At 74.4% G+C, this 20,714-nt stretch carries 20 protein-coding genes; 6 read left to right on the top strand and 14 right to left on the bottom strand.

Annotated features, from left to right (window positions below; translation table 11 throughout):
- Positions 1 to 126: 126 nt before the first annotated feature.
- The 5 genes from ACFVIU_RS22220 to infC all read right to left on the bottom strand — a co-directional run bounded on the left by ACFVIU_RS22220 (position 127) and on the right by infC (position 3,781).
- On the bottom strand, positions 127 to 1,281 hold the full coding sequence (locus ACFVIU_RS22220) for an ATP-binding protein (RefSeq protein WP_385844500.1): 1,155 nt from the start codon (positions 1,279 to 1,281) through the stop codon (positions 127 to 129).
- Positions 1,282 to 1,331: 50 nt separating this feature from the next.
- On the bottom strand, positions 1,332 to 2,195 hold the full coding sequence (locus ACFVIU_RS22225) for a TrmH family RNA methyltransferase (protein ID WP_385844583.1): 864 nt from the start codon (positions 2,193 to 2,195) through the stop codon (positions 1,332 to 1,334).
- Positions 2,196 to 2,318: 123 nt separating this feature from the next.
- The gene (rplT, locus tag ACFVIU_RS22230) at positions 2,319 to 2,702 is read right to left on the bottom strand and encodes a 50S ribosomal protein L20 (protein ID WP_003989074.1); all 384 of its coding nucleotides are present in this window, start codon (positions 2,700 to 2,702) and stop codon (positions 2,319 to 2,321) included.
- A gap of 97 nt (positions 2,703 to 2,799) precedes the next feature.
- Positions 2,800 to 2,994, bottom strand: coding sequence for a 50S ribosomal protein L35 (gene rpmI / locus ACFVIU_RS22235; protein ID WP_004933563.1), 195 nt, complete (start codon positions 2,992 to 2,994; stop codon positions 2,800 to 2,802).
- 124 nt (positions 2,995 to 3,118) lie between these two features.
- Positions 3,119 to 3,781, bottom strand: a complete 663-nt coding sequence (infC, locus tag ACFVIU_RS22240) for a translation initiation factor IF-3 (protein ID WP_030654735.1) — start codon at positions 3,779 to 3,781, stop codon at positions 3,119 to 3,121.
- A 355-nt stretch (positions 3,782 to 4,136) separates the two neighbouring features.
- Between infC and ACFVIU_RS22245 the strand changes: the two genes are divergently transcribed.
- Positions 4,137 to 4,511, top strand: coding sequence for a DUF1844 domain-containing protein (locus ACFVIU_RS22245; RefSeq protein ID WP_385844501.1), 375 nt, complete (start codon positions 4,137 to 4,139; stop codon positions 4,509 to 4,511).
- Between the two features lie 3 nt (positions 4,512 to 4,514).
- Here the strand turns inward: ACFVIU_RS22245 and ACFVIU_RS22250 are convergent, their stop codons facing one another.
- Positions 4,515 to 5,246 carry an SseB family protein gene (locus tag ACFVIU_RS22250; protein ID WP_385844502.1) on the bottom strand — a complete coding sequence of 244 codons (732 nt, stop codon included), beginning with the start codon at positions 5,244 to 5,246 and terminating at the stop codon, positions 4,515 to 4,517.
- A gap of 163 nt (positions 5,247 to 5,409) precedes the next feature.
- On the opposite strand from ACFVIU_RS22250, the gene ACFVIU_RS22255 reads away from it, so the two are divergent.
- The gene (locus tag ACFVIU_RS22255) at positions 5,410 to 6,591 is read left to right on the top strand and encodes a lipase (RefSeq protein ID WP_385844503.1); all 1,182 of its coding nucleotides are present in this window, start codon (positions 5,410 to 5,412) and stop codon (positions 6,589 to 6,591) included.
- Positions 6,592 to 6,616: 25 nt separating this feature from the next.
- Here the strand turns inward: ACFVIU_RS22255 and mycP are convergent, their stop codons facing one another.
- Together mycP and ACFVIU_RS22265 are read right to left on the bottom strand one after the other, a co-directional pair.
- Positions 6,617 to 7,780, bottom strand: coding sequence for a type VII secretion-associated serine protease mycosin (gene mycP, locus ACFVIU_RS22260; protein WP_385844504.1), 1,164 nt, complete (start codon positions 7,778 to 7,780; stop codon positions 6,617 to 6,619).
- A complete protein-coding gene (locus tag ACFVIU_RS22265; protein ID WP_385844505.1) occupies positions 7,777 to 8,574 on the bottom strand; it encodes a hypothetical protein in 798 nt (265 codons plus the stop codon). Before ACFVIU_RS22265 ends, mycP begins: the two co-directional genes overlap by 4 nt.
- A 1,571-nt stretch (positions 8,575 to 10,145) precedes the next feature.
- On the opposite strand from ACFVIU_RS22265, the gene ACFVIU_RS22270 reads away from it, so the two are divergent.
- Positions 10,146 to 11,348: an amino acid deaminase/aldolase gene (locus tag ACFVIU_RS22270; RefSeq protein WP_385844506.1), complete on the top strand. Its 1,203-nt coding sequence runs from the start codon at positions 10,146 to 10,148 to the stop codon at positions 11,346 to 11,348.
- A 7-nt stretch (positions 11,349 to 11,355) separates the two neighbouring features.
- On the opposite strand, the gene ACFVIU_RS22275 is transcribed toward ACFVIU_RS22270, so the two are convergent.
- From ACFVIU_RS22275 to ACFVIU_RS22285, 3 genes are all read right to left on the bottom strand, one after another.
- On the bottom strand, positions 11,356 to 12,138 hold the full coding sequence (locus ACFVIU_RS22275; protein ID WP_385844507.1) for a 3-oxoacyl-ACP reductase: 783 nt from the start codon (positions 12,136 to 12,138) through the stop codon (positions 11,356 to 11,358).
- A complete protein-coding gene (locus ACFVIU_RS22280) occupies positions 12,135 to 13,508 on the bottom strand; it encodes an aldehyde dehydrogenase family protein (RefSeq protein ID WP_385844508.1) in 1,374 nt (457 codons plus the stop codon). Before ACFVIU_RS22280 ends, ACFVIU_RS22275 begins: the two co-directional genes overlap by 4 nt.
- Positions 13,509 to 13,663: 155 nt before the next feature.
- The gene (locus tag ACFVIU_RS22285) at positions 13,664 to 15,022 is read right to left on the bottom strand and encodes a glutamine synthetase family protein (protein ID WP_385844509.1); all 1,359 of its coding nucleotides are present in this window, start codon (positions 15,020 to 15,022) and stop codon (positions 13,664 to 13,666) included.
- 95 nt (positions 15,023 to 15,117) lie between these two features.
- Between ACFVIU_RS22285 and ACFVIU_RS22290 the strand changes: the two genes are divergently transcribed.
- Entirely contained in the window at positions 15,118 to 15,879 is a 762-nt protein-coding gene (locus ACFVIU_RS22290; protein WP_385844510.1) for a FadR/GntR family transcriptional regulator, read from the top strand.
- A gap of 52 nt (positions 15,880 to 15,931) precedes the next feature.
- A complete protein-coding gene (locus ACFVIU_RS22295) occupies positions 15,932 to 16,618 on the top strand; it encodes a gamma-glutamyl-gamma-aminobutyrate hydrolase family protein (protein WP_385844511.1) in 687 nt (228 codons plus the stop codon).
- Position 16,619: 1 nt separating this feature from the next.
- Here the strand turns inward: ACFVIU_RS22295 and ACFVIU_RS22300 are convergent, their stop codons facing one another.
- Together ACFVIU_RS22300 and ACFVIU_RS22305 are read right to left on the bottom strand one after the other, a co-directional pair.
- Positions 16,620 to 17,573, bottom strand: coding sequence for an aminoglycoside phosphotransferase family protein (locus ACFVIU_RS22300; RefSeq protein ID WP_385844512.1), 954 nt, complete (start codon positions 17,571 to 17,573; stop codon positions 16,620 to 16,622).
- Between the two features lie 325 nt (positions 17,574 to 17,898).
- Positions 17,899 to 18,846 (bottom strand): LysR family transcriptional regulator, encoded by a 948-nt coding sequence (locus tag ACFVIU_RS22305; RefSeq protein WP_385844513.1) that lies wholly within the window; start codon positions 18,844 to 18,846, stop codon positions 17,899 to 17,901.
- 70 nt (positions 18,847 to 18,916) lie between these two features.
- Here ACFVIU_RS22305 and ACFVIU_RS22310 point away from each other — a divergent pair, with 70 nt between their 5' ends.
- Positions 18,917 to 20,074 carry a TDT family transporter gene (locus ACFVIU_RS22310; RefSeq protein WP_385844514.1) on the top strand — a complete coding sequence of 386 codons (1,158 nt, stop codon included), beginning with the start codon at positions 18,917 to 18,919 and terminating at the stop codon, positions 20,072 to 20,074.
- On the opposite strand, the gene ACFVIU_RS22315 is transcribed toward ACFVIU_RS22310, so the two are convergent.
- On the bottom strand, positions 19,986 to 20,714 hold the full coding sequence (locus ACFVIU_RS22315; RefSeq protein WP_385844585.1) for a helical backbone metal receptor: 729 nt from the start codon (positions 20,712 to 20,714) through the stop codon (positions 19,986 to 19,988). The two genes, ACFVIU_RS22310 and ACFVIU_RS22315, sit on opposite strands and share 89 nt — an antisense overlap.

The raw sequence follows: 20,714 nt of genomic DNA on the forward strand, positions 1-20,714 counted from the left end.
TCCCCGGTGACCGGCGTAGCGGGCCGTGTGAAGGACACAAAGGTGCCAAAGGCCGAGTCTAACGGGGTGGAGACAGACGAATGCGCCCGCGGGGGCGCTCAGGCCCGCCCGTCGCCCACCACGGCCCTATACGACGCTGCGCGCCCCCTCCGATACAAAGGCCGGGGCCGCCACGGGCAACGTAAATCGGAACTCGGCGCCGCCGGCCGCGGTGCGGCCGACCGTGATCGTACCGCCGTGGGCCTCCACGATGCCCTTGACGATGTACAGCCCGAGGCCGGTGCCACCGCGCTTGCTGCCTCGCCAGAAGCGAGTGAAGACGCGGTTCATGGACTCCTCCGGGATGCCGGGCCCCTCGTCGCTCACCGTGACGGATGTGCCGGTTTCCTCGCCCTCGCGCGGGGATGCGGTGGGCGTGACGTCAATGGTGACGGTTCCCTCGCCGTGCCGCACGGCATTTTCGATGAGGTTGCTGAGCACCTGGTCGACCTTGTCGGGATCGGCCCACAGGGCGGGCAGCGGCTGCTCGATGCGGAGCAGGAAGCGGTCGGCGGGCTGCCCGGCGGCGACATAGGCCTGGATGTGCCGGGAGACGGCGGCCCCGATGTCCACCGGCTGCCGGCGCACCTCGAGCCGCCCGGAGTCGATCCGCGAGATGTCGAGCAGCTCGGCGATGAGCCGGGTGACCCGGTCCGCGTCGGCGTCGACGGTCTCCAGCATCAGCCGCTTCTGGTCGTCGGTGAAGCGGTTCCACTTGGCGAGCAGGGTGGCGGTGAAGCCCTTCACCGAGGTCAGCGGGGAGCGCAGCTCGTGGGCGACGGTGGCGATCAGCTCGGCGTGGCTGCGCTCGGTGCGCCGGCGGGCCTCCGTGTCGCGCAAGGAGACGACGACCCGGCGCACCGGCCCGAGCGGCTCGTCGCGCACGTACCGCGCGGTGACGAGCACCTCCCTGCCGCCGGGCAGCAGCAGATTGCGCTCGGGCTGCCGGGTGCGGGTCGCGAGCCCGCCGTAGGGGTCGGTGAGCTGCCACCAGCGCCGCCCCTCCAGGTCCTCGAGCGGCAGCGCCTTCTCCAGCGGCTGCCCGAGGGCGTCGGCGGCGGGCAGGGCGGTGATGCGGGCGGCGGCGCGGTTGAAGCAGACGACCCGGCCGCGCGCGTCGGCGACGACGAGGCCGTCGGGCAGCTGGTCGGGGTCGCAGTCCGCGGGGTCGCCGTACCCGGGCACGGCCGTGCGCGGCGCGTCCCCTCCCTCCGGCGCGGTGCTCCTGCCGGCCACACTCATCCCCGTACCCCACCTCTCAGACGGCGCAGGGCCCCGAGCTGGTCACCCTACTAGCTGTGGGTGACGGAGCGGCACCCTCCGGAGGCGCGCTGCGCACGGGCTGACGCATACAGACATACGGCGGCGGCCGTGGCCAGGTTCAGGCTCTCGGCCCTGCCGTGGATGGGCACCCGGACGACGGCGTCGGCGAGGGCGCGGGTCTCCTCCGGCAGCCCCCAGGCCTCGTTGCCGAAGACCCAGGCGGTCGGCCCGCCCATGGTGCCCTTGTCCAGCTCCTGGTCCAGGTCGCGGTCGCCGGCCCCGTCGGCGGCGAGGATGCGCACCCCGGCGTCCTTCAGCCCCTGGACGGCCCGCTCGACGGGGACGCCGACGGCGACGGGCAGATGGAAGTGCGAGCCGACGGAGGCGCGTACGGCCTTGGGGTTGTACAGGTCGACGGAGGCGTCGGTGAGCACCACGGCCTCGGCGCCGGCGGCGTCCGCGCAGCGCAGCACGGTGCCGGCGTTGCCCGGGTCGCGGACGTTGGCGAGCACGGCGACCAGTGCGGGCCGGGCGGCGAGGATCTCCTCGAAGGGGGTGTCCAGGAAGCGGCAGACGCCGACCAGGCCCTGCGGGGTGACGGTGGTGGAGATGTCGGCGATGACGTCCTCGGAGGCGAGGTGCACGCGGGCGCCGGCGTCCCGGGCCGCGCCGACGATGTCGGCGTACCGCTCCGCGGCCTCGACCGTGGCGAAGAGTTCGACGAGGGTCGCCGTGCCGTCCGCGCCCCGGTGCCCGGCGGCCTCCCGCACGGCCTGCGGTCCCTCCGCGAGGAACAGCCGGTCCTTGCCCCGGAAGTTCCGCTTGGCGAGCCGCCGGGCGGCCTGGACGCGCGCGGAACGGGGGGAGATCAGCTCGGGGGTGGCGGGGGGCATCCTCTTCTTCACCTTCAGGAGAGTGTCGACGGCGGCGTGGACGGCGGGCGGCAACAGCAGGACCCGCAAGCCATCACAGCCTGCGGGTCCCGAAGTGAGCGTCGGCTCAGAGCCGGAGCGGCGTCACGCGGCCTTGGGGGCGTTGACGTCCGACGGCAGCGCCTTCTGGGCCACCTCGACCAGCGCGGCGAACGCACCGGCGTCGTTGACCGCCAGCTCGGCGAGGATCTTGCGGTCGACCTCGACGTTGGCAGCCTTCAGACCCTGGATGAAGCGGTTGTAGGTCATGCCGTTGGCGCGGGCAGCGGCGTTGATGCGCTGGATCCACAGCTGACGGAAGTCGCCCTTGCGCTTCTTGCGGTCGTTGTAGTTGTAGACCAGCGAGTGGGTGACCTGCTCCTTGGCCTTGCGGTACAGGCGCGAACGCTGACCGCGGTAGCCGGAGGCCTGCTCGAGGATCGCCCGGCGCTTCTTGTGGGCGTTGACTGCCCGCTTGACGCGTGCCACTTGTTAACTCCTTGTAGCGGGGTCGTGGTGGTCTTCACACGACCCGGAAACGATTCGGTCCCGGTCCAGACGTACGGCGCTCAGAGGGCGCCGCAGGTCACTTGCCGAGAAGCTTCTTGATCTTCGCGGCGTCGCCCGGGGCCATCTCGGCGTTGCCGGTGAGGCGACGCGTGACGCGGGACGACTTGTGCTCGAGCAGGTGGCGCTTGCCGGCGCGCTCACGGAGCACCTTGCCGGAGCCGGTGACCTTGAAGCGCTTGCTGGCACCGCTGTGCGACTTGTTCTTCGGCATAGCGCCGTTCTCTCCTCGTCGGTGGCGCTCCGGTGCCCGGTCGCGAAACCGGGCACGGTGGAGCGTCGCTCTGATCTTTCGGTTACATCCACGGGGACGTACGAGGTCGTACCTCCCCCGGGGATCACGCCTCGGCGGGCTCCTCGGAGGGCGCCTCAGCCTCGGCAGGGTTCTGCGACTTGCCGGGGTTCGCCTTCGCCTCGGCCTTGCGGGCCTCCTGCGCCTGACGGGCCTCGGCCATCGCCTCGGTCTTCTTCTTGTGCGGACCGAGGACCATGATCATGTTGCGGCCGTCCTGCTTCGGATTCGACTCCACGAAACCGAGGTCCTGGACGTCCTCCGCGAGGCGCTGAAGCAGTCGGTAGCCCAGCTCGGGCCGGGACTGCTCGCGACCACGGAACATGATCGTGATCTTGACCTTGTCGCCCTGCTTGAGGAACCGGACGACGTGACCCTTCTTGGTGTCATAGTCGTGCGGGTCGATCTTCGGCCGGAGCTTCATCTCCTTGATGACCGTGTGCGCCTGGTTCTTGCGCGCCTCACGGGCCTTCATGGCCGACTCGTACTTGAACTTCCCGTAGTCCATGAGCTTGCACACGGGCGGACGGGCGTTCGCCGCTACCTCGACCAGGTCGAGGTCGTACTCCTGAGCAAGCTCCAGTGCCTTCGCGAGCGGCACGATGCCGACCTGCTCGCCACTGGGACCGACAAGTCGCACCTCGGGAACGCGAATCCGGTCGTTGATGCGGGGCTCGGCGCTGATGGATCCTCCTCGGTAGCACCACACGGCGGTCTGGCGGACAGCCGCGTAACGTCTGTGTTCGTTAGACCTAACCGCGCCGGCGCAGAAAAAATGCCCCGGACGATCACAGGCGGGGCTCCAACAACAACCGGAGCACCGCCGCGGAGACCGCGGGGCGCTATCGGGCGGCTCCATCGTCCGTACGGAACGATGGTGGCCGCCTGACCGGGTGACCCGCCATCCCGGAGGACGGTCGGGTGGGAGATCGGAGCCTCCACTTGTGGGCCGGGCGCTCTGTTCGCACAGGGCATGTCCGGCCGGTCGTCAATCAGACTAGCAGGATCCCCTTGACAAGGCCTAATCGGAAAGGCGTAACCCGGAACCGCTTAGGGTGTGGGGCATGAGTGAGACCCCTCCTGAGAACCCCGGGAATCCCGACTTCGACGCGATGACCCGCGACATCGCCGAGGTCCCCGCCGTCGAAGTGATCGTGACGGTCGCCGTCAACCTGATGAGCGCCGCCGCCGTGAAGCTCGGGCTGAGCGAGGAGGGCGAGCAGTACAAGGACCTGGACGAGGCCCGCAAGCTGATCAGCGCCCTCGCCGGTCTGCTGGACGCGAGCGCGACCGAGGTCAGCTCCTTCCACGCGGCCCCGCTGCGCGACGGCCTGAAGTCGCTCCAGCTGGCGTTCCGCGAGGCGTCGCTGGTCCCGGACGAGCCGGGCCAGGGGCCGGGCGAGAAGTACACCGGCCCGGTCTACGGCCAGGCCCGCTGAGCACTATCCACGGACGTACAGGGGCTCGCCCGGGGGCGTGGTTCCGGCCGGCAGCAGTGCCAGGTCGAGGCCGCGCACCAGGCGGGCCCTCAGCGTTTCGTCGGCGGCGAGCCGCTCGGCGACCGCGCGGGCGGCCGGGGCGGGCGCCGCGGCCGGGTCCAGGACCAGGGCCAGGGTGCCGTCGGCCTGCCCGGGCCCGAGGTGGGCGCGGAGCACGGCCGGCTCCGCCGCCACCGCCGCACGCACCGCCTCGAGCACGGCCGGGTCGGTGAGCGGGTCGGTGCTGGTGCGGCCCTCGGCGAGGGCGAGCAGCACCGGGCCGGTCAGCTCGAACGGCACCGGTCCGGCCATGTCCAGCACGATCGTGTCGGCCTTCTCGTGGGCGGCCGCCTGGAGCGCCTGGTGCAGCGGTACGGCGACGGGCCGGGCCGCCGGGTCCCAGCGGGCCAGCGAGTCGGTGGAGGTGAACGCGGGCAGCGCGACCCGGCCGCCGGCCTTCAGGGTGGGTACGGCCATGTCGCTGGTCTTCTCGCGGCGCAAGCCGTTCTCGTCCTCCTCGACCTCGCCGAGCACGGCGACGACCGGGACGAGCAGCCGGGCGCCCTTCAGCGCCTCCAGCACCGGGCCCAGGGCGCCGCGGTCCTCGGTCCAGGCGGCGAGCGCGGCGCTCAGCCGGGGGTCGGCGGAGCCGTCGTCGTCGGAGAAGCCGGAGTCGGGAATGTTCTTGTTCGCCACGGTCCCGACCCTATAGGCCGCGGGCCGCTGTCCCGCGGGCCACCCGGGCGAAGGGCACCCACCCCGGTCAAGTGATCTAGGCTGCGCGGAAGTTGACGCTGAGCAGGCCGGACGGCACGGGGTCCTCCGTGAGGGCCCGGGGTCCGGCCGCGGAAGGAGCGCAGTGCCTCCCGTACGCCCGACTCGCCGTACCCTCCTGGCCGGGGGCCTCGGCGCCGTGGTCGCCGCCGCCGTCCCGCTGTCCCTGCCCGCGCCCGCCTCGGCGGCCGCTCTGGTCCCCATCACCCTGGCCGGACCGACCGGGCCGGCGCCCGTCGGCGCGGTGGAGCTGCACCTGGTCGACCGGGCGCGGACCGACCCCTGGTCGGGCGGGCCGCGCGAGCTGATGGCGACCCTCGCCTATCCGGCGGCCGACGTCCGGGACCGCCCGCTGCTGCCCTGGCTGCCCGACGGTGCCGCGCAGGCGCTGAAGGCGCGGTACGGGGGTGCGCTGGACGGCTACGCGCTGCCCTCGACGCACACCGCGGCCGGCGCCCCGGCCCGCCCGGACCGCCGGCCGGTGCTGCTGTACTCGCCGGGCGCCGGCTCGGACCGCACCTTCAACACGCTGGTGGTCGAGGAGCTGGTGTCGTGGGGCCATGCGGTGGTCACCGTCGACCACCCGTACGACTCCGGCGAGGTGGAGTTCCCCGACGGCCGGGTGGTGGTCACCCGCAACGACGGGACCGAGGACCCCGCGGCCGCGGTCGCGGTGCGCGCCGCCGACCTGCGGTTCGTGCTGGACTGCCTGGCGGTCCTGGACCGGGGCGGCAACCCCGACGCCGGACGGCGCCCGCTCCCCCGCGGACTGCGCGGCACCCTCGATCTCGCGCGGGTGGGCGCCTTCGGCCACTCCCGGGGCGGTGCCGCGGCGGCGGCCGTCATGGACCTGGACGACCGGGTGCGGGCCGGCGCCGACCTGGACGGCACGGTGTTCGGACCGGTGGTCGGGCGCGGGCTGGACCGGCCGTTCCTGCTGATGGACACCGCGGTCCACGACGGACTGGAGAAGGACCCGTACTGGCCCGAGTTCTGGCGGAACCTGCGCGGCTGGCGGCGCTGTCTGCGGCTCGCGGACGCCGGACACCTCTCCTTCACCGACCTCGTGTCCGTCGCACCGCAGCTGCCCGCGCCGGTCCGGCAGGGGCTGGAGGTGGGCACGATCCCCGCGGAGAGGGCGGTGGCCGCCGTACGGGCCGTGCTGCGGGCCTTCTTCGACCTCCAGCTGTGCGGCCGGCCGGACACCGGGCGACTGCTGCGCGGCGCGTCGGCGCGCTACCCGGAGATCGGGTACATCGCCGGATAGCGGCAGCGGCGCGGCCGCGACGCGTTCAGCCGGTCTCCGGCTGCCTGCGGCCGCGCCACAGCACGCCGCCGGCCACCAGGAGCACTCCGCCGACGCTGCCGGCCAGCGGGCCGGCCCAGTCGGTGGCGGTGGGGGTGGCCTTGGGGGCGTCCGGGCCGGTGCCGAAGTACTCCCTGTGGTACGCCGGGGCACTCAGGGCCTGCGGCTTGATCCGGTCGGCCGCCTTCAGCGCCGCGGCCGGGTCGATCATGCCGAAGCCGCGGGAGTCGTCCCGGCCGCCGGCCGGCGCGTCCCGGGCGGTCTTCTCCAGCAGCGTCTTGATCTGGGCCGGGCTCAGCTCGGGGTGGGCGGACCTGATCAGCGCGACCGCGCCGGAGACGAAGGCGGAGGCGGCGGAGGTGCCCCAGCCCACGTAGTACTTGTGATCGGGGTCGGCGATGACGACGTCGACGCCCGGTGCGCTGACCGCGGAGTACCAGCGGCGGGTGGAGAAGGTGGCGCGGGTGCCGTAGCGGTCGACGGCGGTGGCGGCGATGACCCCCGGATAGGCGGCCGGGTAGGAGACGTGGTCGCCCTTGTCGCCGCCGTTGCCCGCGGAGGCGACGACGACCACCCCCTTCTTCAGGGCGTACTGCACGGCCTCGTCCTCACTGGGCTCGGGGTGCGCGGAGGCGGAGTCGTCGCCGAGGGAGAGGTTGATGACGTCCGCGCCGTGGTCGGCGGCCCAGCGGATGCCGTCGGCGAGGGCGTCGCCCCGGGCGGTACGGGCCTTGGCGCGGGCCGGGTCGCCGTCCTCCAGGATGACCCGTACGGGCAGGATCTTCGCCTCCGGGGCGACCCCCGTCACCCCGTCGGTGTGGCCCGGGCCGTGACCGTGTCCGGCGATGATGCCGGCCATGGCGGTGCCGTGCCGGGCCCAGGTGCGGTCGCCCTGCCGGGCGCCGAAGCCGATCATGTCCTTGGCGGGCAGGACGTTCCCGGCCAGGTCCGGGTGGCCGGCCTCGACCCCGGTGTCCAGGACGGCGACGGTGACTCCCCGGCCCTTGGTGGTCCGCCAGGCCTGGTCCAGGTGGAGCGCGGACAGGCCCCACTCCTGGGCACGGATGGCGTCGGCCCGGGCGGTGGCGGGCAGCAGGGCGAGGGCGCCGGCGAGCAGCAGGCTCAGCGCGGCGGCGCGGGCATGCGTCATGAGGGTTTCTCCGTGGCCGCGCGCACGGTCTGGCGCAGCCGGCGTTCGATGCGGTCGGCCAGGCCCTGGGCCTCGTTGCCCAGGCCGGCCTGGGCCTGCGCCGTGGTGGCACCGGCGCGGAGTGCGTCCGCGGCGGGCTGCGGGGTGTCGACCGTACGGCCGTCGGCCCAGCCGGAGACGGCGTAGGCGACGACGGGGGCGTCGGTGAGCACGGAGATGGTCCAGGACGCGCGCTGGCCGTTGCCGAACCCGGCCGCCGCGGTGCCCTTCGCGGCGTACGGCCGGGGCATCAGGTCGGCGCGCCGGTCCAGGTGCTCGCGGCGGAAGCGGGTGGCGAGCGCGGACATGGCGGCGGGATCGGCCTTGGTGAACAGCAGGCCGACGGTGGTGACGTAGGTCTGGGTGGCGTCGGTGTAGGTGGCGCGCAGCAGCCGGCCGCAGCCGAGGGGGGCCACCACCTTGGACAGCAGCGGGTCGAAGGCGCCGGTGCAGCCGCTGTCCGGGGCGACGGCGATCCGGGTCCAGGTGCGGTCGGCGCCGCCGGGTCCGGCGCCGGGGCCCTGGACGGTGGGCGGGAAGAGGTGGTCGACGGGCACGCTGTGCCAGAGCGGAGCGGCGGCGGCGAAGCCGGTGCCGGCCGTGTCGTCCGCGCCGTCCTCGGTGAGCCAGGTCCCGGCCGCGGCCCCGCCGACGAGTCCGAGCCCGAGCATCAGGCATACGGCGGCCACGGCGGTACGGGCCGCGACCCGGGCCCGCGGCCGCTCCCGAAACCTCTCGGGCTCGGCGAACACCACGACAGGCCGATCGGGCCGCCCAACACCACCCCAGGCGAACGCCGGATCCGGCACGACCATGGGACTCCAGGCCTCACCCGGAACGCTCGCAGCAGAGGCCGGGTGCCGGCTTGCCGGAGCGCCGGGGGCAGCAGGGGCGGGGTGCCGGCTTGCCGGAGCGCCGGGGGCAGGTGCAGGAGAGGCCGTGTGTCGGCTCGCCGGAGCACCGGGGGCAGCCGCGGAAGCCGACCGTCCGCCAGCCGGACCACCGGGGGTGGACGGAGAGGCCGGATGCCCGACAGGCGCCCTGCCGGGGGTGGAAGCAGAGGCCGGGTGCCGGCTCGCCGAGGCATCGGGGGCAGCAGCAGGAGAGGCCGGGTGACGGCTTGTCGACGTACCGGGGGCAGCCGCGGCAGCCGACCGTCCGCCAGCCGGACCACCGGGGGTGGACGGAGAGGCCGGATGCCCGACAGGCGCCTTGCCGGGGGTGGAAGCAGAGGCCGGGTGCCGGCTCGCCGGGGCACCGGGGACGACCGCAGCAGAGGCCGGGTGTCGGCTCGCCGAAGTGCCGGGGGCAGCCCCGGACGCCGGCTGTCCCTCGCCCGGACCGCCGGACGCAGCCGCGGAAGCGGACCGGCCGCCGGCCGAAGCGCCGGCGGTGGCCGCAGAAGCGCGGTGGCCGGTGGCCGGAGTGCCGGGGGCAGCGGCGGCCACCGATCGACCACCGGCGCCCGGGGCGCCTGCGGGGGCCTGCCCTCCGCCGGCCGGAGCCGCAGGCGCAGCGCCAGACGCCGACGGTCCACCGCCCGGACCACCGGGCGCAGCCGCGGAAGCCGACCGGCCGCCGGCCGAAGCACCGGGGGCGGCCGCAGACGCCCCATGCCCGCCGGACGCCGACCGGCCACCACCCACACCCCCAGGCGCAGCCGCGGAAGCCGGCCGGCCGCCCGCCTGACCGGTGGCGTCCCGGCGTGCCGGGCGGCCGGTGCGGGGCGGGGTGTCCGGGAAGCGGGCCGAGGCGGGCGGGGGAGGCGGGCTCGCCGGCTCGGCCGTCGCGGGAACCGCGGGCCGCGGACTGCTCGGGTGACCGGCGGTGTCCGCGGAGCGGTCCGTGCCGAAGGGCGGCACCCGGCGGCCCGGCGCCGGCCGGTCGGTGCGGCGTTCGGAGGGGGTGCGCAGGGTGCGGGGGGTGAAGACCGAGGGCTCGTCGGGGTCGTCGTCCACCCGGGGTGGGGTGGTGGGGCGGGGTGGGGCGGCGGGGACGGGCGGCGGGGTCGAGGGGCGCGGCGGTACGGGGGCGTGGCGCGCTTCCGTGCTCATGCACCCCCCGCTTCCTCGTGCCCGGGCCGTCTCTCGTACGCGGGCCGTCCCTGCTCCTCGGCCGCGCCCGGCGCGCAGACTCCTCCCGGGCACGCATACCCGTACGGCCGGACCGGCATCCCGGTTCAGATGGTGCTCCGGGGCGTTCCGTCGTACGTGCGCGTCACTCTACGGGTTGCCGGGGCCCGGGAAGGAACCCGGTCCACGGCACCGGGGTATCTGCCCGGAACGTCCCCCTACCCTGCGGTAATCCTCTCTGGCAGGCTTCCGTCATGACTGCGCGCGCCGCCGACCGGGCCCGTTACGACCGGGCCACCGCCCATCTCGACGCCCCTCTCGCGATCGTGGACCTGGACGCCTTCGACGCCAACGCGGCCGATCTCGTGCGCCGTGCCGCCGGGAAGCCGATCCGGGTCGCCAGCAAGTCCGTACGCTGCCGGGCCCTGCTGGAGCGCGTCCTGGAAAGGGACGGCTTCCAGGGGATCATGTCGTTCACGCTCGCCGAGTCGCTGTGGCTGGCCCGGTCCGGGTTCGACGACATCCTGCTGGCCTACCCGTCCGCCGACCGCACCGGATTCGCCGAACTGGCCGCCGATCCCAAGCTCGCCCGTGCCGTCACCGTGATGGTGGACGACGTGGCCCAGCTGGACCTCATCGAGGCCGCACGGGACGGCGGCCGTGAAGTGGTGCGGGTCTGCCTGGAGTTGGACACCTCGCTGAAGCTGCTGGGCGGCCGGATACGGGTCGGCGCGCGGCGCTCTCCGCTGCACTCCCCCGGCCAACTCGCCGAGCTGGCCCGGTCGGTGGCCCGCCGGCCGGGGTTCCGGCTGGTGGGGATCATGGCGTACGAGGGGCATATCGCCGGGGTCGGGGACGCGGTGGCGGGGCGGCCCCTCAGGTCCCGGGCCGTCCGGCTGATGCAGGCCGCGGCCCGGCGGGAGCTGGCCGAGCGGCGGGCCGCGGTGGTGCGCGCGGTGCGCGCCGTCGTACCGGACCTGGAGTTCGTGAACGGCGGTGGCACGGGCAGTGTGCAGCACACGGCCGCCGAGGACGCCGTGACGGAGATCGCGGCGGGCTCGGGGCTGTATGTGCCGCGGCTGTTCGACAACTACACGTCGTTCAGCGGCCGTCCGGCCGCCCTGTTCGCGCAGCCGGTGGTGCGCCGGCCGGGCGTCGGGGTGGTCACCGTGCTCGGCGGCGGCTATCCGGCCTCCGGCGCCGCCGGCCGGGACCGGCTGCCGGTGCCGTATCTGCCGGAGGGACTGGCGTACGACCCGCAGGAGGGCCCGGGCGAGGTGCAGACCCCGCTGCTCGGCTCGCCCGCCGACGATCTGCTGATCGGCGACAAGGTGTGGTTCCGGCACGCCAAGGCGGGCGAGCTGTGCGAGCGGTTCGAGGCGCTGCACCTGGTGGCGGGGGACACGGTCACGGCGACCGTGCCCACCTACCGGGGCGAGGGGCGCACCTTCCTCTGACCGGCCCCTACAGCGGCGTGACGTACGCGCCCGCGATGCCGCCGTCCACCAGGAAGTCGGTGGCGTTGACGAAGGAGGAGTCGTCGCTGGCCAGGAAGGCGACGGCGGCGGCGATCTCCTCCGCCTCGGCGAACCGGCCGACCGGGATGTGCACGAGACGGCGGGCGGCCCGCTCCGGGTCCTTCGCGAACAGCTCCTGGAGCAGCGGGGTGTTGACCGGGCCCGGGCACAGCGCGTTGACCCGGATGCCCTCCCGGGCGAACTGCACGCCGAGTTCCCGGGACATGGCGAGGACGCCGCCCTTGGACGCGGTGTACGAGATCTGCGAGGTGGCCGCGCCCATCCGTGCCACGAAGGACGCGGTGTTGATGATGGAGCCCTTGCCCTGGCGGCGCATGTAGGGGATGGCGGCCTTGCAGCACAGGTAGACGGAGGTGAGGTTGACCTCCTGGACGCGCTTCCAGGCCTCCAGGCCGGTCTCCAGGATGGAGTCGTCGTCGGGCGGGGAGATCCCGGCGTTGTTGAAGGCGACGTCGACGCTGCCGTAGGTGTCGTACGCCGTCCGGAACAGCGCCTCGACCTGCTCGGGGTCGGTGACGTCGGTCTTCACGAAGAGCCCGCCGACCTCGTCGGCCACGGCCTTGCCGCGGGCCTCGTCGACGTCCGCGCAGACGACATGGGCGCCCTCGGAGGCGAGGCGGCGGGCGGTGGCGAGGCCGATGCCGCTGCCGGCTCCGGTGACGACGGCGGTACGGCCGACCAGGCGGCGGCAAACAGTTTCTGCGGTCACTGTGCGGGGCCCTCCGTGCTGATGAAGATGTTCTTGGTTTCGGTGAAGGCGGTCAGGGCGTCGGGGCCCAGCTCACGGCCGAGACCGGACTGCTTGTAGCCGCCGAACGGGGTCCAGTAGCGGACGCTGGAGTGGGAGTTCACGGACAGATTGCCCGCGCGGACGGACTGGGACACGCGCAGCGCGCGGCCGACGTCCCGGGTCCAGATCGAGCCGGACAGCCCGTAGGGGGTGTCGTTGGCGAGGCGGATCGCGTCCTCCTCGTCGGTGAAGGGGAGCAGGACGGCGACGGGGCCGAAGATCTCCTCGTGCGCCGCCGGGCTGTCGTGCCGCTCTCCGGTGAGCACGGTCGGCGGGAACCAGAAGCCGGGTCCGTCGGGGGCGCTGCCGCGCAGGGCGGGGGCGTCGTCGGGGACGTAGGACCGTACCCGGTCGAGCTGCTGACGGGAGATCAGCGGGCCCATCTGGGTGCGTTCGTCGGCCGGGTCGCCGACCACCACGGCGGCCAGCGCGTCGGCGAGGAAGTCGCGGGCCTCCTCCAGTACGGCCTCCTGGACCAGGACGCGGGTGCGGGCGCAGCAGTCCTGGCCGGAGTTGTCCAGGAAGGAGAAGGGGTCGAGGGCGGCCTTGAGGTCGGCGTCGGCGAAGACGATGTTGGGGCTCTTGCCGCCGAGTTCGAGGGTGACCGGCTTGACGAGTGCCGCGCAGCGCTCCATGACCTCGCGGCCGGTGCGGGTGGAGCCGGTGAACACGACCTTGGCGATGTCGGGATGGTCCACCAGGGCGCGTCCGGCGGTGTGGCCGTACCCTGGCAGCACCTGGAAGAGGTGCTCGGGCAGGCCTGCGGCCAGGGCGAGTTCGGCGAGGCGGAGCGCGGTCAGCGGGGTGGTCTCGGCGGGTTTCAGGACGACCGCGTTGCCGGCGGCGAGCGCCGGGAAGGAGCCCCAGGCGGCGATGGGCATGGGGAAGTTCCAGGGGGCGATCACGCCGATGACGCCGAGGGGTTCCTGGAAGGTGACGTTCCAGCCGCCGGGGGCCGGGATCTGCTTGCCGAGGAGGCGTTCGGCGCCACCGGCCGCGTAGAGGAGCAGGTCGCGGGCGTTGCCGGCCTCCCAGCGGGCGTTGCCGACGGTGTGGCCGGCCTCGCGGACCTCCAGCTGGGCGAGTTCTTCGAGGTGGGTGTCGACGGCGTCCGCGAAGCGGCGCAGCAGCCGGGCCCGGTCGGCGGCCGGCAGCGCGGCCCACCGGGTCTGGGCGCGGGCGGCCCGTACGACGGCGGTGTGGACGTCCTCGGCGGTGGCGGCGGGGACGGTGGCGACGACCTCTTCGGTGGCGGGGTTGAGGACTGTCAGCTCGTGCGGGTCGGACACGGGGGGACCTTTCACGGGCGTGCGCTTTTCACGGGCGTGGGCGTTTCACGGGCGTGGGCGTTTCACGGGTGGGCGCTTTTCACGGGCGTCGGCGTTTCACGGGTGGGCGCTCTTCACGAGCGTCGGCGCTTCACGGGCGTCGGCGGGAGCGGCGCTCACAGGCGTTCGAAGGAGCGGCGCAGCTCCCAGTCGGTGACCGCGGCGTCGAAGGCCTCCAGCTCGACGCGGGCCATGTTGCGGTAGTGGGCCACGACCTCGTCGCCGAAGGCGGCCTTGGCGATCGGGCTGGTCTCCCAGAGTTCGGCGGCCTCGCGCAGGGTCGTCGGGACGTGGGCGAAGTCGGCGGCGTAGGCGTTGCCGGGGCAGGGCTCGGGGAGTTCGAGCCGCTGCTCGATGCCGTACAGGCCGGCGGCGACCAGTCCGGCGACGGCGAGGTAGGGGTTGACGTCCCCGCCGGGGAGGCGGTTCTCGAAGCGCAGGGAGCGCCCGTGGCCGACCACGCGCAGCGCGCAGGTGCGGTTGTCGTGGCCCCAGGCGACGGCGGTGGGCGCGAAGGAGCCGGGCTGGAACCGCTTGTAGGAGTTGATGTTGGGGGCGTAGAGGAGCGAGAAGTCCCGCAGCGCGGCGAGCTGTCCGGCGAGGAAGTGCCGCATGACGTCGCTCATCCCGTCGGGCCCGGCCATCACGTTGGCACCGTCGGCGTCGGTGAGCGAGAGATGGATGTGGCAGGAGTTGCCCTCACGCTCGTTGTACTTGGCCATGAAGGTGATCGACACGCCCTCCTGGGCGGCGATCTCCTTCGCGCCGGTCTTGTACAGGGCGTGCTGGTCGCAGGTGACGAGGGCCTCGTCGTAGCGGAAGGCGATCTCGTGCTGGCCGGGGTTGCACTCGCCCTTGGCGGACTCGACGGTGAGGCCGGCGCCGGCCATGTCGTTGCGCAGCCGGCGCAGCAGCGGTTCGATGCGGCCGGTGCCGAGGATGGAGTAGTCGATGTTGTACTGGTTGGCCGGGGTGAGGCCGCGGTACCCGGCGTCCCAGGCCTGTTCGTAGCTGTCCTTGAAGACGATGAACTCCAGCTCGGTGCCGACCTGGGCGGTGTAGCCCAGCTCGGCGAGGCGGTCGAGCTGGCGGCGCAGGATCTGGCGGGGCGCGGCGCCGACCGGGGAGCCGTCGTTCCAGGCGAGGTCGGCGAGGAGCAGGGCGGTGCCGGGGTGCCAGGGGATGCGGCGCAGGGTGGTCAGGTCGGGGTGCATGGCGAAGTCGCCGTAGCCGCGGTCCCAGGAGGACATCGCGTAGCCGTCGACGGTGTTCATCTCGGTGTCGACGGCGAGCAGGTAGTTGCAGCCCTCGGTGCCGTGGTGCAGCACCTCGTCGAGGAAGAAGCGGGCGGCGAACCGCTTGCCCTGGAGGCGCCCTTGCATATCGGGGAAGGCCAGGACGACAGTGTCGATCTCACCGCCCGCGACAAGGGCGTGCAGTTCCTCGACGCTGAGCGGGGGTGTGCGGTCTGCCACGGGAGAGCCTCCTTGGGCGCCTTCGCGCTTCTTCGGCCGGGCCGGGAGCCATAAGGTATTGCTCAGAACCATTGCTTGGGAAGGGGGTGCGGCGGATGTCGTGGGAGACGGACGCACAGGATGCGCGGGACGGGCGCGCACCGGGCGGCGGCGACCGGCTCGCTCCGGTGCTGCGGCCGGTGCGGGCGGGCAACGGCTTCGAGGAGGCGCTGGAGCAGATACTCCAGGTGGTGCGGCTCGGGCTGGTGCCGGGCGGCGAGCGGCTGCCGGCCGAGCGGGAGCTGGCGGAGCGGCTCGGGATCAGCCGGGTGACGCTGCGCGAGGTGCTGAAGGTCCTGCACGACCAGGGCCTGGTCGAGGCGCGGCGCGGGCGGTACGGCGGCACGTTCGTGCTGCCGCGCCCGGACGCGGGCGGCGAGGACGAGCTGCGCCGCCGGATCGCCGCGGTCGACATCGAGGACGTGCTGCGCTTCCGCGAGGTGCTGGAGGTCGGCGCGGCCGGGCTGTGCGCGGCGCACGGGCTGACCGCGGAGCAGGCGGACCGGCTCCGCGAGGCACTGGACCGGACGCACGAGGCGCCGCTCGGGGACTACCGGCGGGCGGACACCCTGCTGCACCTCACCCTCGCCGAGCTGTGCGGCTCGCCGTCCCTGACGGCGCAGTACGCGGCGGTCCGGGCCTCGGTCAACGACCTGCTGGACTGCATCCCGCTGCTGGTGCGCAACCTGGAGCACTCGCAGCGGCAGCACACCGCGCTGGTGGAGGCGGTGCTGGACGGGGACGCGGACGGCGCGCGGGAGATGATGCGCGAGCACTGCGCGGGTACGGCGGCCCTGCTGCGGGGCTTCCTCGCGTAAGCCCGCTCTGCAAAGGTATGGGTGTGCACCTTTGGATGACTGGGAGGGCGGCGTGACCGGACGGCCGTTGATCGGTGTGAGCACCTATCTGGAGGCGGGGGCCCGCTGGGGCGTGTGGGAGCTGGAGGCGGCGCTGCTGCCGGCCGGCTACCACCGGCTGGTGCAGCGGGCCGGGGGGCTGGCCGCGCTGCTGCCGCCGGACGAGCCGGAGCGGGCCCCGGCGGCCGTGGCCCGGCTCGACGGGCTGGTGATCGCGGGCGGGCCGGACGTGGACCCGTCCCGGTACGGCGCCGAGCGCGACCCCCGCACCGGCCCGCCCGCCCCCGCCCGCGACGCCTGGGAGCTGGCCCTGATCGAGGCCGCGCTGGCCGCGGGCACCCCGGTGCTGGGGATCTGCCGGGGCATGCAGCTGCTGAACGTCGCGCTCGGCGGCACGCTCGTGCAACACCTGGACGGACACGCCGAGGTGGTCGGCGCGTTCGGCAGCCACCCGGTGAAGCCGGTGCCGGGCACCCGGTACGCCGCCGCCGTCCCCGAGGAGACGGCCGTGCCGACCTATCACCACCAGGCCGTGGCCCGGCTCGGCGAGGACCTGGTCCCCTCGGCCCATGCTGCGGACGGCACGGTCGAGGCGATCGAGCTGCCCGCCGGGCGGGGCTGGGCGCTCGGGGTGCAGTGGCATCCGGAGATGGGCGAGGACCTGCGGGTGATGCGGGCGCTGATCGCCGCCGCGTCCTGAGTCAGAGCCGCCCGCGCAGCCAGGCCAGGGCCGCCTCGCCCTGGGCCCGCTGGAAGGGGCGCAGAGTGGGCAGGCCGGGCGGGGCCGGCTTCAGCGCGCTGCTCAGGAAGTAGCCGGTGAGCCCGGCCAGGGCGGCGGTCACGGCGTCGCGGTCCGCGTCCCGGCCCAGCGGATGCGCGGTGAACACCTCGTCCGGGTCCGGTCCGCCCTGCGCCCGCGCGCACGGCAGCAGGACGAGCAGATCGAACCAGGGTGCGGCGCGCAGGGCGTGCGGCCAGTCCACGAAGACGACACCGCCGTCGGCCGTGAGCAGCACGTTGTCCGCGCGCAGGTCGGCGTGGGCGAGGGTGTCCCCGGAGGCGCCCTCGGCCCACCCGGTCTCCAGCGCGGCGAGGTCGGCCAGGTGGTCGGCGACCCAGTCGCCGAGCGGGCCGCGGACGTCACCGGCCTCGCCGTCCAGCAGCCGGCGCCAGCCGTTGAAGGTGTCGGCCAGCTCATCCGCGACGGGCGGGACGTCGATCGGGCACGGCGTGCCGCTGCGGCCGAGCACGGCCACGGCGTCCAGCACGCGGTCCAGTTCCTCCGGCCGCCAGGGCACGTGCGGCTGGCGTCCGGCGACCTCCTCGAAGACCAGCGCCACCCAGGTGCCGTCGTCGTAGGTGCCGAGCAGCCGGGGCGCGGGCACGGTGGCCGGGAGCGCGGCGGCGTTCCGGGCCTCCAGGCGGTGCAGGGCGGGGCTGTGCGGGTTGACCTCGGCGCTCACCGCCTTGACGAAGCCGGTGCCTCCGGCGGCGGTGCGGAGCCGGGCGGCGACGCCGGGCGAGAAGCCGCCACGCTGGGTCTCGGCGTGGACGACGGGCGCCCCGAGCAGGGTGCCCACGGCGTCCTGCACGGCTTTGGGGAGGTCTTCCCAGGGGGCGCGGACGCCTGCGGCGGGCGGGGCGGTGGTGGTCATGCGGCTTATGGTGCCGGGCCGGCTGATCGGCTGACCAGGGATTTTCGGGGGCGCGCCGGGAGAGTCGCGGTGATCTTCCGGGTGCGGGTGCTGGTGGGCCGGTCGCGCAGTTCCCCGCGCCCCTGGGGAGTTACGGCCGCCCGCACCACGCTCGTGCCGCAGCCGCAGCCGCAGCCGCGCTAGCTGCGGGCAGTCGTGCCGCTGGGGGGGGCACGGGTGGGCGATGGGGGTCCCCCCTGCTCGAGCGAAGCCGAGAGCTTGGGGGAGGCACCCCGCCAGCGCGGGTGAGTGAAACCCACCCGGCCCGCACCCACCCCAGCGCCCCTCATCCCCGCGTCAGCGACAACAGCTCCCGTGCCGGGCCGGCGGGGCGGTGGCCCGTCGGCCAGACCGCCCGCAGGTCACGGCGCAGCGCGACCCCCTCCACCGGGATGCTGACCAGCCGGCGCATCGCCAGCTCCTCCTTCACCACCAGCTCACTGAGCACCGACGGCCCCGCCCCGCTGACCGCCGACGCCTTCACCGCCGTGGTCGAGGACAGCTCGATCAGCGGCCGGGCCGGCCCCCCGAGCGCCGCGTCCAGGACCTGCCGGGTGCCCGAGCCCCGCTCGCGCAGGATGAGCGGGGTCTCGGCCAGCTCGCGCGCCGTCAGCGGCCGCCGGCGCCGGGCCCAGGGGTGCCCCGGGGCGGTGACGACGATCAGCCGGTCGTGGGCGATCACCGTGGAGTCCAGCCCGCTCGGCACGGTCAGCCCCTCCACGAAGCCGAGGTCCGCCTCCCCGGCCAGCAGCAGCTCCGCGACCTTCGCGGAGTTGCCCGCGAGCAGCGACACGGCGGTGTCGGGGCGCTCGGCGTGCAGCGCGAGCAGCCAGCCGGGCAGCAGATACTCGGCGATGGTCATGCTGGCCGCGACCCGCAGCCGCGAGTCCCGCCGGTCGCGCAGCGCCCGGGCCCCCGCGTCGAAGGCGGCCGCCGCCTCCACCACCCGGCCCGCCCAGTCCGTCACCAGCGCCCCCGCGTCCGTGAGCCGGGAGCCGCGCGGCGAACGGTCGACCAGGGCCACGCCCAGCTGCCGCTCCATGGAGCGGATCCGGCTGCTGGCGGCAGGCTGGGTGATGCCCAGCTCCCGTGCCGCCGCGCCGAGACTGCCCAGCCGCGCCACGGCCAGCAGCAGTTCCAGTGCGGCGAGGTCCGGCACCCGGTGCGCGAGCGACCCCGTACTCTCCCGGCCGCCCTGTTCCGCGCCCGGTCCCCGTCCCCGTACCTCACTCATAAAACCAGCTTATGCCCTCATAGAGGGGAACTCCCTGGTCAGCCGCCACCCGGCAGGAGAGGCTCGTGACATGGTCACCGCAGCCCCGCCCATCACCGTCCCCCGCCTGCCCCGGATCCGCCGGCTCGGCCCCAACTGGTACGCCTGTGTCATGGGCACCGCCGTCGTCGGCTCGGCCGGTACCGCGCTGCCGGGGCAGGTGCCGGGGCTGCGCGGGGTCCTCGCGGCCGTCTGGGCGCTGAGCCTGCTCCTGCTGGTGACCCTGCTCGGCGCCCGCGCACTGCACTGGCGGCACCACCGCGACCAGGCCCGCGCCCATCTCCTCGACCCGGCCATGGCGCCCTTCTACGGCTGTCTGTCCATGGCCATGCTGGCGGTGGGCGGCGGAGCCATGACGGTCGGCCGGGGCTGGATCGGCACGACGGACGCGGTCGCGCTGGACGCCGTGCTGTACACCGCCGGTACGGCCATCGGGCTGGCGGCGGCCGTCGCCGTGCCGTACCTGATGGCCGTACGCCACCGCGTCGAGCCTGGACAGGCCAGTCCGGTGTGGTTGCTGCCGCTGGTCGCGCCGCTGGTGGCCGGGTCGCTCGGCCCGCTGCTCGTGCCGCATCTGCCGCCCGGCCAGTCCCGCCAGACGCTGCTGCTGGCCTGCCTCGCCATGGTCGGGCTGAGCCTGTTCGCCGTCCTGCTGACACTGCCGATGATCTTCACCCGGGTCCTGGCCTCCGGCCCGCTGCCGCTCGCGCTCACCCCGACCCTGTTCCTGGTGCTGGGCCCGCTCGGGCAGTCCACCACCGCGGCCGGCCTGATCGCGGACACCGCCGCCGGGGTCGTACCGGCGCCGTACGCGCGTGGCCTCTCGGTGTTCGCCGTGCTGTACGGGGTGCCGGTGATGGGGTTCGCGCTGCTGTGGCTGGCGCTCTCGACCGCGCATGTCGTGCGGGCCCGGCGGCGGGGCATGGGGTTCGCGATGACCTGGTGGGCGTTCACCTTCCCACTCGGCACCTGCGTCACCGGCGCGGCGGCGCTGGCCCGGCACACCGGGCTCGCCGCGTACGGCGTCCTCACCGTGATGCTGTACGGCATGCTCGTCGCGGCCTGGCTCGCGGCCGCCTGCGGGACCGTGCGCGGCCTGCTCAGCGGCGCGCTGCTCGCAGTGGACCGGCCAGCACCCGCGGCGCCCCGGCCAGTGACGGCCCGTACCAGGTCAGGTGCCGTCCGCTGACCAGGGCGCAGGGCAGGCCCGGGAAGGCCTCGGGGCCGTCGTCGGGGGTGAAGCGGTAGGGCTCGTCGGGGAGGACGACCAGATCGGGGGCTGCCGCGCACAGCTCGGCCGGGGGGACGCGCGGGTAGCGCTCGGGGTGGGCCGCGTAGCGGTGGTCCACGCCCAGCCGGGCCAGGACGTCACCGGCGAAGGTGTCCCGGCCGAGCACCATCCAGGGGCGGCGCCAGACGGGGACGACTGCCGTCCTGCGCTCGGCCGGCTCCGGCAGGTCCGCCCAGACGGCCTCCGCCTCGTCCAGCCAGCGCGGCCGGCCCGGCGCACCGCACGCGGTCAGCATCCGCTCCAGCTCGGCGAACGCCTGCGGCACCGTGCGCACCTGAGTGACCAGCACGTCCAGGCCCGCCGCGCGCAGGGCCTCGAGGTCGGGTGCGCGGTTCTCCTCCTCGTTGGCGACCACCAGGTCGGGGGCCAGCGCGCGGATGCGGTCGAGGTCCGGGTTCTTGGTGCCGCCGATGCGGACCACGTCCAGATCGCCCGGACGGACGCACCAGTCCGTGGCGCCGGCCAGCGCGCCCGGCAGGGTCGCGGCCACCGCCTCCGTGAGAGACGGGACGAGGGAGACGATCCTGGGCCACCGCAT

The sequence above is a fragment of the Streptomyces sp. NPDC127190 genome, from assembly GCF_042672505.1.
Lineage (GTDB): Bacteria > Actinomycetota > Actinomycetes > Streptomycetales > Streptomycetaceae > Streptomyces.